The sequence below is a fragment of the Campylobacter concisus genome (genome assembly GCF_003048875.2).
Lineage (GTDB): Bacteria > Campylobacterota > Campylobacteria > Campylobacterales > Campylobacteraceae > Campylobacter_A > Campylobacter_A concisus_AU.
Window position 1 is genome coordinate 1,983,084 of record NZ_CP049264.1, and the last position, 13,867, is coordinate 1,996,950.

Annotated in this window: 12 protein-coding genes; 8 read left to right on the top strand and 4 right to left on the bottom strand. The window is 39.6% G+C overall.

Going from position 1 to position 13,867, the window contains the following annotated elements; all coding sequences use genetic code 11:
• Window positions 1-167: 167 nt before the first annotated feature.
• The gene (rlmN, locus tag CVT07_RS09840) at window positions 168-1,313 is read right to left on the bottom strand and encodes a 23S rRNA (adenine(2503)-C(2))-methyltransferase RlmN (protein ID WP_107936017.1); all 1,146 of its coding nucleotides are present in this window, start codon (window positions 1,311-1,313) and stop codon (window positions 168-170) included.
• Window positions 1,310-1,987: a purine-nucleoside phosphorylase gene (locus CVT07_RS09845; RefSeq protein ID WP_430748119.1), complete on the bottom strand. Its 678-nt coding sequence runs from the start codon at window positions 1,985-1,987 to the stop codon at window positions 1,310-1,312. The genes rlmN and CVT07_RS09845 overlap by 4 nt, the downstream gene beginning before the upstream one ends.
• Before the next feature lie 230 nt (window positions 1,988-2,217).
• Between CVT07_RS09845 and CVT07_RS09850 the strand changes: the two genes are divergently transcribed.
• Window positions 2,218-2,424 carry a hypothetical protein gene (locus CVT07_RS09850; RefSeq protein WP_103557814.1) on the top strand — a complete coding sequence of 69 codons (207 nt, stop codon included), beginning with the start codon at window positions 2,218-2,220 and terminating at the stop codon, window positions 2,422-2,424.
• A 9-nt stretch (window positions 2,425-2,433) separates the two neighbouring features.
• Complete coding sequence (locus CVT07_RS09855; protein ID WP_103557815.1) at window positions 2,434-3,054, top strand: tetratricopeptide repeat protein; 621 nt, start codon at window positions 2,434-2,436, stop codon at window positions 3,052-3,054.
• A 27-nt stretch (window positions 3,055-3,081) separates the two neighbouring features.
• On the opposite strand, the gene hisF is transcribed toward CVT07_RS09855, so the two are convergent.
• Together hisF and CVT07_RS09865 are read right to left on the bottom strand one after the other, a co-directional pair.
• A complete protein-coding gene (gene hisF, locus CVT07_RS09860; RefSeq protein WP_107936019.1) occupies window positions 3,082-3,837 on the bottom strand; it encodes an imidazole glycerol phosphate synthase subunit HisF in 756 nt (251 codons plus the stop codon).
• Between the two features lie 2 nt (window positions 3,838-3,839).
• The gene (locus CVT07_RS09865; RefSeq protein ID WP_107936021.1) at window positions 3,840-7,118 is read right to left on the bottom strand and encodes a DEAD/DEAH box helicase; all 3,279 of its coding nucleotides are present in this window, start codon (window positions 7,116-7,118) and stop codon (window positions 3,840-3,842) included.
• 106 nt (window positions 7,119-7,224) lie between these two features.
• Here CVT07_RS09865 and rsmA point away from each other — a divergent pair, with 106 nt between their 5' ends.
• The 6 genes from rsmA (at window position 7,225) to CVT07_RS09895 (ending at window position 13,835) form a co-directional block, all read left to right on the top strand.
• Window positions 7,225-8,067: a 16S rRNA (adenine(1518)-N(6)/adenine(1519)-N(6))-dimethyltransferase RsmA gene (rsmA, locus tag CVT07_RS09870; protein ID WP_103557874.1), complete on the top strand. Its 843-nt coding sequence runs from the start codon at window positions 7,225-7,227 to the stop codon at window positions 8,065-8,067.
• Window positions 8,033-10,186: a ribonuclease J gene (locus CVT07_RS09875; protein WP_196375732.1), complete on the top strand. Its 2,154-nt coding sequence runs from the start codon at window positions 8,033-8,035 to the stop codon at window positions 10,184-10,186. The genes rsmA and CVT07_RS09875 overlap by 35 nt, the downstream gene beginning before the upstream one ends.
• Before the next feature lie 9 nt (window positions 10,187-10,195).
• Window positions 10,196-11,149, top strand: coding sequence for a KpsF/GutQ family sugar-phosphate isomerase (locus tag CVT07_RS09880; RefSeq protein ID WP_103573389.1), 954 nt, complete (start codon window positions 10,196-10,198; stop codon window positions 11,147-11,149).
• 1 nt (window position 11,150) lies between these two features.
• Window positions 11,151-11,924, top strand: a complete 774-nt coding sequence (locus CVT07_RS09885) for a pseudouridine synthase (RefSeq protein ID WP_107936023.1) — start codon at window positions 11,151-11,153, stop codon at window positions 11,922-11,924.
• Window positions 11,925-12,119: 195 nt separating this feature from the next.
• Window positions 12,120-12,848, top strand: a complete 729-nt coding sequence (locus tag CVT07_RS09890) for a tetratricopeptide repeat protein (protein ID WP_107936030.1) — start codon at window positions 12,120-12,122, stop codon at window positions 12,846-12,848.
• Between the two features lie 84 nt (window positions 12,849-12,932).
• A complete protein-coding gene (locus tag CVT07_RS09895; RefSeq protein ID WP_230855706.1) occupies window positions 12,933-13,835 on the top strand; it encodes a tetratricopeptide repeat protein in 903 nt (300 codons plus the stop codon).
• Window positions 13,836-13,867 lie beyond the last annotated feature (32 nt).

Below are 13,867 nucleotides of genomic sequence, written 5' to 3' on the forward strand. Positions count from 1 at the left end.
TTTGGCAATCGACTTTGCGTTTTTGTTTTTCACTCACAAAATTTCATGCCAAATTTTTAGAATTTATTTTGAAGTTTTATTTTCATCTTTTAAAACTTTAATGATAAGTCCAAGCCCAACACCAGCAACCAGCACTATAAAAATTATCTCGGCGATATCAAGAGCTGTCATTTTTTACTCACGTTAGTTTTATCGTTAGTTGGTTTTTCTTCTGCTGTAGCTGCACTCTTATCGCTAACGTTAGCTCTGAATTTTGAGTTTTCATTTCGCTGTTTTAGCTGTCCGCAAGCCGCACTTATATCAAGCCCTTTGCTCTGTCTGATCGTGCAAGTAACACCATGATCCCTTAGATATTCTTGAAATTTTAGCATGCTAGCAAGCTCAGGCCGTCCAAATTCACTACCTTCATGCGGGTTAAAGTAGATCAAATTTACCTTTGCCTTGATACCATGCAGCAGTTTTACCAGCTTTTTTGCGTCACTAACGCTGTCATTTAGGTCTTTGATAACAAGATACTCAAACATCACACGCTTTCGCATATCGATAGGAAATCCCCTAACAGCGTCCATAACAGCCTCGATATTATACGCCTTATTTATCGGCATCAGGCGGCTTCTAAGCTCGTTAGTAACAGCATGTAGCGATATGGCCAACAAGACACCAAGGTCCATCTCGCCAAGCTTTTTTATCTGACTGCCAAGGCCACTTGTTGAAACAGTTTGGCGGCGTGGCGATATGGCTAGACCCTCATTTAGAGCTAAAATTTTGATCGCTTTACTAACGTTAGCAAGGTTATCAAGTGGCTCACCCATACCCATATAAACGACATTTATGCGCCTCTCGTATGGTATGTTATTTTCTCTTTTTATCCATAAAATTTGCCCTACGATCTCGCCAGCGGTCAAATTTCTAACAAGCCCGCCCTTTGCTGTTAGGCAAAAAGCACAGCCCATTTTGCAGCCAACCTGCGAACTAACACAAACAGTGTAACGAGCATGGCGACTGATCTTGCCATCTTCGTCACTAACCTCCTCTTTCATCGGTAACAAAACGCTCTCTATCTTCAGCCCATCTTTTAGCTCAAAAAGATACTTGATCGAGCCATCACTACTTTGCTCAAATTTCACACATTTTAAAGGATCAAGATAAAATTTCTCAGCCAGATCCTGGCGCATATCTTTTGGCAAATTTAGCATTTGGCTAAATTCTGTTGCATTTTTTTTATATACCCACTCATAAATTTGCGTCGCTCTAAAAGAGGGAGAGACCAGCTCTTTTAACTCTTCGATGCTAAGGTCAAGCAAATTTTTCACATATTTTCCTTTACATATTTTGTTAGTAGCTCTTTGGCCGCAGAGTGATTTTTTATAAAATCAGCATGCGCATTTTCATCACAAAAATTTGTCGCTACGAAAATTCCATAAGCTGGAATTTTAAAAATTTGAGCCACTTTTAGAACAGAAAAAAACTCCATATTTTCTAAAAAATATCCCTTTTCAAACATCTTATAAGCCAAATTTTTATCTGTTGTTATAAAATTTGATGAATTTGTTTTGATAGTTCCACGTGAAACGATAGAAGAAATTTCACACTCGATAGGCGAATAAGATCTATTTTCTATGCTAGAAATTTCAACATTTGTCCCAACCGAGCTTTCATAAATTTGCAAAATTTCACCATCTTTATATAGACCTGCCGAGCCAACAAAAATTATCTTTTCTGGCATCTGGTATAAATTTTGATCAGGATTTTTTGACAAATTTTGGCTTAGATTTTGCAGCTCTGGGTTTGATGAGTTTGCAAATTTAGCCTCGATCTTTGCAAGGTAGTGAGGGTCAATATTTTTTAAATTTACACTCTTTTCATCTGCTCCCACGCATGATCTTTTTTGCAAAAACTTTGTCAAATTTATCGCCATATCGACTAGCCCCACACCCATCGGCAAGGCAAAAGGAAACACTTCATTTCGTCCCGCACTTATTATTATACTCTCCATTTAACTCTTTTCAAATTTTCTTTAATGGTATCAAAATAGTAGTAAATTTAAAACTAAATTCAAAAATTTAGTACGAAAATAAAATTACAATAAATTTTAAGCAATTTTTTATGGGGGGGGATAGAATACGGGTAAAAATTTACAAGATGTAAAAAATGGATAAATATGAGAGTTGTTTGCAAAAATCCTTAGTCTCGTTAATAGCTTTTTTAAGCGCCGTTATGTTTGATGGCGGTGCTTTGATACATCTAAGGATTTTAGCAGCTATATCAATACCATTTTATGGGATTATTTTATATAGACTAGATAAACTCTCTGAAAACCCTGACGGTAGCCACAAATATTCTGCTTGGGGGATTATTATAAGGGTAACTTTTGGTTTCCTTGCTGGTCCAGCTATAAATTGTGTGATAAAAAATTGCTTTTAAGGAGAAAAGATGAAAATCTTAAATTTTAGTAAAGTTGTCATTGGTTTAACGATAGTCAGTTCGCTTACTTTTGCAAGTAATAACTTAAATTTTAGTCAAGAAGAACTAAGAGAATTGGGAAAAAGCTGCAAAAATGCCAATACTACTTTTTTAACTGGCTATGGTACGATGTATCATTATGGTTTAGGGCAAGAAAAGGATATTATAAAAGCCATAAGATTATATCAAAAAAGTTGTGATTGCAATGAATATGAAGCTTGCAATAATCTCGGAACGATATACGAAGGAGAAGATGGTATAAAAAAAGATTATAAGAAAGCAAGAGAGTTATACAAAAAAGCTTGCGATGGTGACTATGCACTAGGATGCTATAATCTTGGAAATATATATTATGATGGAAAGGGTGTAAAACAAGATATAGGAAAAGGGGCTATGTATTTTAAAGAAAGTTGCGATACTGGTAATAATTGGTCTGGATGTTATAATTTTGCCGTAATTGCTGGAAAGAATGGCGACCATTACAAAGCAAAAGAGTATTTTGTAAAAGCTTGCAGTTTAGGAAAAAACGATCTTTCAGCACAAATTACTCCAGAAAGGAAAGAAGCGTTGCGAAAAGCTTGCAATTATTAATCTTTTAGCCGCTTTTGTGGCTAAAAACTATAATCTTACTTCAACACCTTGCCCTCTTAAATATGCCTTTAACACCCTAATCTCGATCTCGCCAAAGTGAAATATCGAAGCAGCAAGACACGCATCAGCCCCAGCTTCAAAAGCCTCTTTAAAGTGCTCCATCTTCCCAGCACCACCACTTGCGATAGTCGGTATAGAAAGCGCGCTAAATATCTTTGTTAGCTCCAGACTAAAGCCCTGCTTGACACCGTCGTTATCCATAGATGTTAGTAATATCTCCCCTGCTCCGCGCAACTCAACCTCTTTTGCCCAAGAAAAGGCATCTTTTTTAGTATCGATCCTGCCACCATTTATAAAAACGCTATAACCATTTTCGATCTTTTTAGCGTCGATCGCCACAACGACACATTGCGAGCCAAATTTCTTAGCCGCTTCGTCGATCAAATTTGGATCTTTTATCGCCGATGAGTTTAGGCTCACCTTGTCGCAGCCCGCATTCAAAAGGCGAGAGATATCATCGATCGTGCGTATGCCACCGCCAACGGTTAGGGGTATAAAAAGCTTACTTGCGACCTTTTTTACCACATCAACTATCGTATCACGGCCAAGGTGAGAGGCTGTGATATCCAAAAAGCACAGCTCGTCAGCACCCTCGTCGTTGTATCTTTTAGCTATCTCGACTGGGTCTCCAGCATCGACAAGTCCAACAAAATTTACACCTTTTACGACCCTGCCGTCTTTTACGTCGAGGCATGGGATTATTCGTTTTGCGAAATGATTCAAATTTATCCTTTGTCTATCTTTCTAGCTGCCACCTCAAAGTAGGGCAAACTAGCCCAATTTTCTCTGTTTCCAACTATATAAATAACCTCTTTTGCTCTTGTTAGCGCCACGTTTAGCAGATTTGGCTTGCTAGCAGCCCATGCTCTAGCGCCCTTTGTAGCTCCGCCTAACACAAATACGATAATATCAGCCTCTTTACCCTGCATAGTGTGGATAGTGCCAGCACCTTTTAAATTTCTACAAACATCTTTAAATGGCGTTATTATCCTGATGTTATTTTTTTCATTAGCTAGCTCGCCTGCCAAGAGCTCTTTAACCACCTCACCCTCGGCTTTGTTGTAGTTTCCTATCCACTCCTCGCTTCTAACATCTATCCACTTTGTTTGCACGTTAGTGTTTGCAAATTTACTAGCCGCGCTTCTACCAAGTATCATCATATCATCATAGGTAGTCTCGTTTGATATCTCAAACATAGGGTTGGCGCACCTTCTATGCACGATCAGTGGCGAGCCGACCCAGATACTCTCACCGCTACCTTTTATATATGTGCCGATATTCTGCGCCTTGTCGGCTCTTAGTTGCACAGAGGATCTAAGCAAGTTAAACTCCTCTTTTGCCTCACAGTAGCTAAGTATCGCGTTATTTAAACTAACTGGCAACGTTACGACAGGCTCAAGTTGAAGTGGGTCGCCAACCACCACAGCCATCTTTGAGCGAAGCAAGGCGCCTAACGCGTTAGTTAAATTTGCCTGCCCTGCTTCGTCTATCAAAAGCATGCCTATATCGCCATTTAAAAGGTCTTTAAAGGTGTTATTAAACGAGGCAAAAGTCGAGCTAACAACTGGCGTTAGCAAGAAGAGACCCTTGATGATCTCACGTCTATGCTTTGCCTCTAAGCCGTTTTTCTCAGCCATCTTTTCATCGTTAAAAATAACGCTAAGGGCACGTAAATTTGTCCTGACAGCCTCTTTACAAGCAAAAATGGCAGCTTTGTGCAAATTTAGCGCCTCTTTAAAAAGCTCTATCCTAGCCTTAAAAAGCTTTGTCTTATGAAATTTCTGGTCTATGCCAAATTCCATCATAAATGGCATACTCTTTTGCATTTCGTCATTACTCTCGCTAAAGCTGCCGTTTAGAAAGATATCTAGCTCCTCGCTCCTGCCAAGTATCTTTTGGCGTCTAGCAAAGTCACTTTGCAGCCTTTTGTAAAGATTTATCTTAGTACCAAGCTCTGCTACCCTGCTCTCAAGCCCTGCTATCTCGCTTTTTAGCTCATTTAGCCTTGCCTCGTTTTTCTCTTTGCTCTCGCCATTTTGCTTGCTAGCTTTTAAATTTTGCTCGGCTATCTGGCGGTTTATCTCGCCGACCTTTAGCGCCTCGTCATTATACTTTTCAAAGGCCTCTGTCTTAAAAATTTGCTGAAAGGCAAAAAAGGCTGGCTTTTGCGGTAAATTTAGATAGTCCTGCAAGGCCTCATTTTGACTAACAAGCCTTGTTAGCTCCTCTGCCTCCGCCTTTTTGTCCCCCAGCTTAGCCAAAATTTCATCATGCTCGTTCTCTAAAGGCTCTAAAAGCTCCTCTATCTGCTTGGCCGAGTAGTAGCTCTCAAGCCTCCTATCTACATCAGCCAGCTCGCTATTTAGGCTCTTTAGCTCCTCTTCTTTGATCCTGATCTCACTAAAAAGTAAATTTACCTCGTGAAGTGCAAGATTAAATTTCTCCTTCGCCACGTCAAAGTCATCTACGCCCTCGCCTACTACAAGGTACTTGCCAAGCCCCATCAAAAAGCCATCTTGCTCCAAAAACTCGCCGTATTCGCTTGCGATCTTGTCAAACTGGCTGTGAGTTGGCTCGATCTTTACGCCATTAATTGCATTAAAAACAAAATTTGACTTATTTTGCTTTGAACCAAGTGCCACACAAAATAGCCCCCATGCTGGCTTTGAGATAAAGGACTTCTCGCCAAATTCACTCTTTTCATCAGCAGAGAGCAGCCTTGTGGCTATAAATTTAAAATAATCAATCTCGCCCGCATAATCCCCTATGCTCTTTAACTGGCTTAGCTCCTTACTCAAAATTTCAACTGCGCCGTTATTACAAGAGCTAACGACCATCTCGTAGCCTTGCAGCTCGTCATTTAGCCTAAAATAAAGCGCCTTTTCATCGCTGTCATAAACTGGCTCGAAGATATCATGCCTGCTCATTTGCGCAAGCTTTATCGCCCTAAGCGTCACCACTTCAGCCATCACGTCCTTTAAAAGCGTCGTTTTGCCAGTGCCTGGAGCGCCATTTACACTATAAATCCCGCCATTTCCATCTTTAAATTTCTCTATGATGTTGTTTAGCGCCATTTGCTGTGAGAAATTTAAGGCAAAATCACTCGCAAAGGCCGATCTAGGGTAGCGCTCAGCCTTAAAAAAGTCCCTAACCGCCCTTTGATTTAGCTCATCTCTAACGTCAAGCCGCTCAAATTTATTCTCACTGCCCTCGTCTAAAAACTGATCCGTTAGCTCGTGCGTCCTGCCTGACTCGTAAAATTTGATAAGTAAATTTATATCATCTATAAAAAAGCTATTTAAAAGGGCGTCGTTCTCTTTAAAATTTGGATCAACTATCCTTACTTCAAGCCTGATCACATCTTTACAAAATGGCGTCTTTAGCGAGCTTTTTAGCTCCTCATGCACCGCTTTTACATACTCGCTAAGCCGCATTTTCTCTTTGTGGATAGAAATTTTATCCTTGATGTGCTCGCACTCTTTGTTAAAGTCATTTTGGCTGATCTCTTTTAGGCGGTTTAGGCGCACCATAGCCCAAGGAGCCGTTGGGATAAAGAGCTCATTTGTTGAGTTTGGCGTGAAAAATGGGCTTAGCTCATCATCTAAATTTGCATCTTTTAAAGCAAAATTTTGCTCATTTTTGCAAAATACTAGATCGCCAGAGAGCTTAAGCTTATAACAAAATGCCTTTTCAAAGCTCATTTGTTCAGAGCGCAGTTCCTCTAAAATTTGCTCTTTTTCAAATTTCACCTTTGCTAGCTTTGATATCGCAAGGGCGAGCAAGTCAGTCTCAAAAATGCCACCATAAATCGAAATTTCTACACCATTTTTTAAAAGCGACCTATCAAACGCTCTTAAAATTTGCATAAATTTCTCATCGAAATTTGCGATCTCAAGGTCCATTGATTTTTTAAATTTGCTATTTGTCTTTTTTGGCTCGTCTAAGGTTTTTGGCTCTAAATATTGTGATAATAAAAAGTATTTTAAGGTATTTGCCCTACTCAAATTTGCGCCTTATTTTGTTGTTATTTAGTGATTATAGTCCATTTTATATATGATTAAACTAAACTTGTAATCATTGTATAAGTAATTTTTGGCTAATATCGCGGCTATGATAAAGGCAAAAAAGCACTTTGGACAGAATTTTTTACAAGACAAAGCGACACTAGATAAGATCATCCAAGCGATACCCAAGGACGTAGCAAACGTCGTTGAGATTGGGCCTGGCTTAGGTGATTTGACATTTAGACTTTTGCAAATTTACAAGACGACCTCTTTTGAGATAGATTGTGAGCTATTTCAAATTTTAAAGGTCAAATTTGCAAATGAGATCCAAAATGGACAATTAAAACTTTTTTGTAAAGATGCTTTAGAGCAGTGGCAAGAAGAGGGCGGACTAAGTAGCGAGAACTACTTTTTGGTCGCAAATTTGCCCTATTACGTTGCTACGAAGATGATACTAAATGCGATAGATGACGAAAAATGCCTTGGGCTTATTGTGATGATACAAAAAGAGGTTGCTCTTAAATTTAGTGCAAAGAGCAGGGATAAAGAATTTAGCGCTTTATCGATCCTCGCTTCACTGCAAGGCAGGTGTGAGCTTTTGTTTGACGTGGATGCAAAACTTTTTAATCCACCTCCAAAGGTCACATCTTCAGTCATCAAACTACAAAAAACAAAAAAGATTTTTGGCAAAGACGGGATATTCAAAGATGCAAAACAATACGAGGCTTTTAAAGCATTTTTAAGAGCTGCGTTTGCTTCGCCAAGAAAGACGCTTTTGAAAAATTTATCCACAAATTTTGACAAAAAGGCGTTAGAAGAAATTTTTGAAGACCTAGGCTTAGCTCAAAATTTACGTCCACACGAGCTAGATGTCGATTCTTATCTAAAAGTATTTGAAAGATTAAAGGAAGATAATGAACGACAAAAACGAAGAGAAAGTTGTAACTAACCAAAGCAAAAACAACAAAAGACGAAGATTTAGACCAAAAAATAAGCCAAAACAAGAGGGCGAAACTACCGAGCAAACCTCACTAGCAAGCAAAAGCGTGATAGATAACTTCTTTGCAGCAGAGCAAGCTGAAAATGAAGCGCATGCCGAGCCAAAGAGTCAAAATCCTCGCCCAAAAAAGCAAAGAAACAATAAAAATCAAAACAAAAATGGCGAAAATAATAAGCCAAAAGAGCAAAAACAGCAAAAAGAAAAACCAAAACAAGAGCCAAAAGCTGAAGCTAAAAACGAGACAAAAGAGCAAAAAGAGAAGCCCAAAAAGGCTAAAAAACCAAAGAAAAATTTGCCTGCAAAGCTAAATGGCAACGAGCAGTGGCAGCAAGACATCGCAAGCGCGATGGAGGCGAACAAAGCCACTCACGAGCTAAGACTTGAGCCACTAAAATATCTAAATTCAAGCGAGCATAAAATTCGCATAACTCCACTTGGCGGTCTTGGTGAGATCGGCGGCAATATGACGGTCTTTGAAACAGAAACTAGCGCCATCATCGTTGATATCGGCATGAGCTTTCCAAGCGAGAGCATGCACGGCGTGGATATCCTCATCCCAGACTTCGACTACGTTCGCAAGATAAAAGATAAGATAAAAGGTGTCATCATCACTCACGCGCATGAAGATCACATCGGCGCGGTGCCTTATTTTTACAAAGAGTTTAAATTTCCTATCTACGCCACACCGCTTCCACTTGGCATGATAAATAATAAATTTGAAGAGCACGGACTAAAGCAAGAGCGCTCACTCTTTAGATCAGTCGAAAAAAGAAAACCATATCTCATAGGCGACTTTGAGGTCGAGTGGATACATATAACCCACTCTATCATCGACGCCTCAGCACTTGCGATCACGACAAAGGCTGGCACGATCATCCACACAGGCGACTTCAAGATAGATCATACGCCGATAGATGGCTACCCAACAGACCTTGGCAGACTAGCGTATTATGGTGAGCGTGGCGTGCTTTGTCTATTAAGCGATAGCACAAACAGCTACAAAGAGGGCTTTACGAAGAGCGAAAGTAGCGTTGGCAAGACCTTTGACGCGATATTTTCAAAGGCAAAAGGCCGCGTCATAATGAGCACATTTAGCTCAAACATCCACCGCGTCTATCAAGCGATCGAGTGGGGTTTAAAATACAACCGCAAAGTCTGTGTCATCGGCAGATCAATGGAGAGAAATTTATACACTGCTATGGAGCTTGGCTACATCAAACTTGATAAGAAAATTTTTATCGATGCAAACGAGGTTGGTAAATTTAAAGATGACGAAGTGCTTATCGTCACTACTGGCTCTCAGGGCGAGACCATGAGCGCACTTTACCGCATGGCGACAGATGAACACAAATATATAAAGATAAAGCCGACCGATCAGATAATCATCAGCTCAAAAGCGATCCCAGGCAACGAAAACAGCGTCTCAACGGTGCTAAATTTCTTACTAAAATCAGGCGCGAGCGTCGCTTACCAAGACTTTAGCGAGATCCACGTCAGCGGTCACGCAGCGCAAGAAGAGCAAAAGCTGATGCTTCGCCTCATAAAACCAAAATTTTTCTTGCCAGTGCATGGCGAGTACAACCACATCGCAAAGCACAAAGAGACGGCCATTAGCTGTGGTGTGGATGAGAGAAATATCTATCTAATGAGCGACGGCGATCAGATGGAGGTTTGCCAAAAATACCTAAAACGTGTAAAAACAGTAAAAACTGGCAAAGTCTTCATAGACAATCAAATAAATAAACAAATCGCAGACGACGTCGTCATCGACAGACAAAACCTAGCTGAAGCAGGCGTCGTCATGATAATCGCTCAAATTTCACGTCACGGCGCAAAACTCATCAACAAACCTCGCGTTATCAGCTACGGCCTTGTGGGCGACAAGCAAGACGCTGAGTTTAGAAAAGAGATGGAGGGCGTGCTGGAGCAATATCTAAGCAACGTCAAAGAGGAGCTTTTGAAAGATAGCAGACTACTCGAGTCACAAGTGCGCCAAGTGATCAGAAAGCACATATTTAGAAAGGTCAAAAAGTACCCAACTATCGTGCCGATCATCTATCTAATGTAAGGAAAATTTATGCAAAAAGCCAATCAAATCGCCGCTGAAGTCCTAGAGATAGAAGCAAATGAGCTTTTAAGACACGCTAAAAGCGTAGAGTTAGAAGATGCTGTAAATTTGATATTTAATGCAAAGGGCAAAGTCATAGTAACAGGTGTGGGCAAGAGCGGTCACGTGGGCGCAAAGATCGCTGCTACGCTTGCAAGCACTGGCACGCCAAGCTTTTTCTTACATCCGACAGAGGCCATGCATGGCGACCTTGGTATGATAGAAAAAGACGACATCTTGTTAGCCATTAGTTTTAGTGGTGAGAGCGATGAGCTTATCAAAATTTTGCCTCATGTAAAGCGCTTTGGCGTAAAAATCGTCGCCATGGCAAGAAGCAAGACAAGCTCACTTGGTAAATTTAGCGACGCTTTTATAGATATAAATGTAGAGAAAGAGGCGTGCCCACTAAATGCCGCCCCAACAGCATCAACCACACTAACGTTAGCTCTTGGCGATGCGTTAGCTGTTTGCTTGATGCAAAAGCGTGGCTTTAAAAAAGAGGACTTTGCAAATTTTCATCCAGGTGGTAGCCTTGGCAAGAGGCTATTTTTGAAGGTCAAAGATGTGATGAGAAGCGAAAATTTACCAATAGTCCGCTGGAATGCAAGCCTAAAAAGCGCCATCGATACTATGACACATGGCAAGCTTGGCACTGTTCTCATCGTCGATAAAGATGGCGTGCTAGACGCTCTTTTAAGTGACGGCGATCTTAGGCGCGCGCTTATGAGAGAGGACTTTGACCTAGAAGAGCCAGCGATGAAATTTGCAACACTGCATCCAAAAGAGATAAATGACAAAGAGATGTTAGCCGTAGATGCGTTAGCTTTAATAGAAAAGTATAAAATTCAGATTCTAGCTGTCGTAGAAAATGGCGTGCCTGTGGGCGTTTTACACATCCACGACCTTGCAAATTTAGGACTATAAAATGGAAAAAACAAGACTAAATAAATTTATCTCACATAACACAAACTACTCACGCCGTGAGGCAGATGAGCTGATAAAAGCTGGCAAGGTTAGCATAGCAGGACGTGTGGTTAGCGACCTTGCTACAAGCGTGGATGAAGATGACAAAGTGCGCATAAATGGCCGTTTGATAAAGCTAAAGAAGGAATTTACCGTTATCGTTTATCACAAACAAAAGGGTGAGCTAGTTAGCAAGAAAGATGACCGCGGACGAAAGACGATATATGACACATTAGACAAGAAATTTGCCAAATTTGTTAGCGTAGGGCGCTTAGACTACGCAAGCGAGGGGCTACTTTTACTAACTGACGCCCCAGCGATCGCCACAGCGCTCATGAATAGCGACTTAGAGCGCGAATACTACCTAAAAGTAAAAGGCGAGGTGACAAAAGAGGTGATAGATGCGATGACAAATGGCTTTTTCGCCAAGGATGCCACCAAAGGCGCTCACGCAAAAACAACTATAAAATCAATGGAATTTAAGCCATTTCTAGCCTACAAAGTCTTTGGCTCAAGCGGTGGTTACACAAAACTAAAGGTCATCATCAACGAGGGTCAAAACAGGGAGCTACGCCGATTTTTTGGTTACTTTGACCTTGAAGTGATGGATCTAAAACGTGTTAGCTTTGGACGCGTTAGCCTTGATATGCTAAAGCCTGGTAAATGGCGCTACTTTGAAAATAGCGAATATGAAGACCTAAGAGACTTTTTGAAAGTTAATAACGTTAGATACTAACATCAGGCTTGTTTCTATAATAAAGAGGCAAGCCAGATATGTTTCTGCAAATGCACACCAAAATCACAAAATTTTATTAAATGACGTATAAATTTGCCTTGCGTATCCACTAAAAGATAAATGGATAATTAACAATAATCTAAGGTTTAAAAGGACAAAATATCTTTTAAGAAATTTATAAAAAATGGAGTAAAAATGAAAAAGATTGTGTTTTTATCTATGTTTTTATTAACTATTGGATTTTCACAGGATCTTTTTGAACCCGGACTTGAAGCTTACAAGAAAGGTGATTACGGTAAAGCGGCTGAGTTGTTTGAGAAAGCATGTAGTAATGGAAATACCATTGCATGCTCTGCCGCTGGAGTGTTATATGAGAATGGGCAAGGCGTAAAACAAGACTATCACAAAGCAATCAAATTGTATGAAAAAGATTGTTATGGTGAACAAGCTAGTGGTTGTACCAATTTAGGAATTTTAATAGCAGAGGGAAAAGGAACAAGACAAGACTATCACAAAGCAGAGGAGATATTCAGAAAAGGTTGTGATAACAAAGATGCTGACAGTTGTAATAATTTAGGAGTTTTTTATGAGAACGGACAAGGTGTAAAACAAGACTATAGCAAAGCTGCAGAGATATACAAAAAGGCTTGCGAGTATAACAATGCAAATTGTCTTAATTTAGGAAATTTATACAAAAATGGCAAAGGATTAAAACAAGACTATTATAAAGCAATTAAACTATATGAAATGGCTTGTGATGGTGGAAATGCCATTAGCTGCACTCTTGCTGGTATTTTATATGAAAAAGGACAAGGGGTAGGGCGAGATTACCATATAGCAAAAGAATTATTTGGGAAGGCTTGTGATTTAGGTCTTCAACCAGGATGTGATTTTTACAAGAAACTAAATGAAAAAGGCTTTTAATACCCAAAAACAACCTAGTAAGCTCTATAAATTTAGAGCTCAGGCAAATTTATATCTTATTTTCTGAAAGTAGGATGTTTATATATGGATTTAGCAGTGTTTCGCCGCAACAAAGGGACAAGCCAAATTTATAAAGATGAAGAAGAGATGAAAAAGATTATTCTTTTATCCATGATCTTGCTAACTACTAGCTTCTCTAAGGATCTTTTTGAGCTTGGGCTTGAGGCTTATAATAAAGGCGAGTTTGATGAAGCTGCCAAACAATGGCAAAGAGGTTGTAATGATGGTAATATTGATAGTTGCACTAATTTAGGAACTTTATATGAAAACGGTCAAGGTGTGGCGCAGGACTATAATAAAGCAGCCGCCTTGTATAAACACGCTTGTGATAGTAAAGATGCTATTGGTTGCTATAATCTAGGTAATTTTTATGAAAGAGGACAAGGGGTAGAGCAGGACTATACCAAAGCTATCAAACTATACGAAAAAGCTTGCGATGGCAATATCGCCCAAGCCTACCACAATTTGGGAGTTTTATATGTAAATGGTCTGGGTGTAGAGCAAGACTATTATAAGGCAGCTCAATTATGGCAAAAAGCTTGCAGTGACAAATATAGCACTAGCTGTTACAATTTAGGGATTTTATACAATATTGGTCAAGGTGTAAAACAAGACTATTATAAAGCAGCCGATCTATACAAACAAGCTTGTGACGATGGAGTTAATGATAGTTGCTCTAATTTAGGAATTTTATATGAAAACGGTCAAGGTGTAGAGCAAGACTACAGTAAATCCCTAGAATTATATGAAAAAGCTTGCAATAATGGATACAATCGCGGTTGTTTTAATTTAGGAGCTTTTTATCTAAAAGGCAAAGGCGCAAAACAAGACTACCACATAGCAAAAGAATATTTTTATAAAGCTTGCGAATTAGGGCTTCAACCAGGGTGTGACGTTTATAAAAAGTTAAACGAAAAAGGCCTTTAATACTAAAAATAATCCAACAGGGTTCTAGCAAA

Coding starts and splice junctions, on each gene's coding strand:
- CVT07_RS09895 (WP_230855706.1), top strand. CDS start 12,933: ATGGATTTAGCAGTGTTTCGCCGCAACAAAGGGACAAGCCAAATTTAT.
- CVT07_RS09880 (WP_103573389.1), top strand. CDS start 10,196: ATGCAAAAAGCCAATCAAATCGCCGCTGAAGTCCTAGAGATAGAAGCA.
- CVT07_RS09850 (WP_103557814.1), top strand. CDS start 2,218: ATGTTTGATGGCGGTGCTTTGATACATCTAAGGATTTTAGCAGCTATA.
- CVT07_RS09890 (WP_107936030.1), top strand. CDS start 12,120: ATGAAAAAGATTGTGTTTTTATCTATGTTTTTATTAACTATTGGATTT.
- CVT07_RS09875 (WP_196375732.1), top strand. CDS start 8,033: ATGAACGACAAAAACGAAGAGAAAGTTGTAACTAACCAAAGCAAAAAC.
- rsmA (WP_103557874.1), top strand. CDS start 7,225: ATGATAAAGGCAAAAAAGCACTTTGGACAGAATTTTTTACAAGACAAA.
- CVT07_RS09855 (WP_103557815.1), top strand. CDS start 2,434: ATGAAAATCTTAAATTTTAGTAAAGTTGTCATTGGTTTAACGATAGTC.
- CVT07_RS09885 (WP_107936023.1), top strand. CDS start 11,151: ATGGAAAAAACAAGACTAAATAAATTTATCTCACATAACACAAACTAC.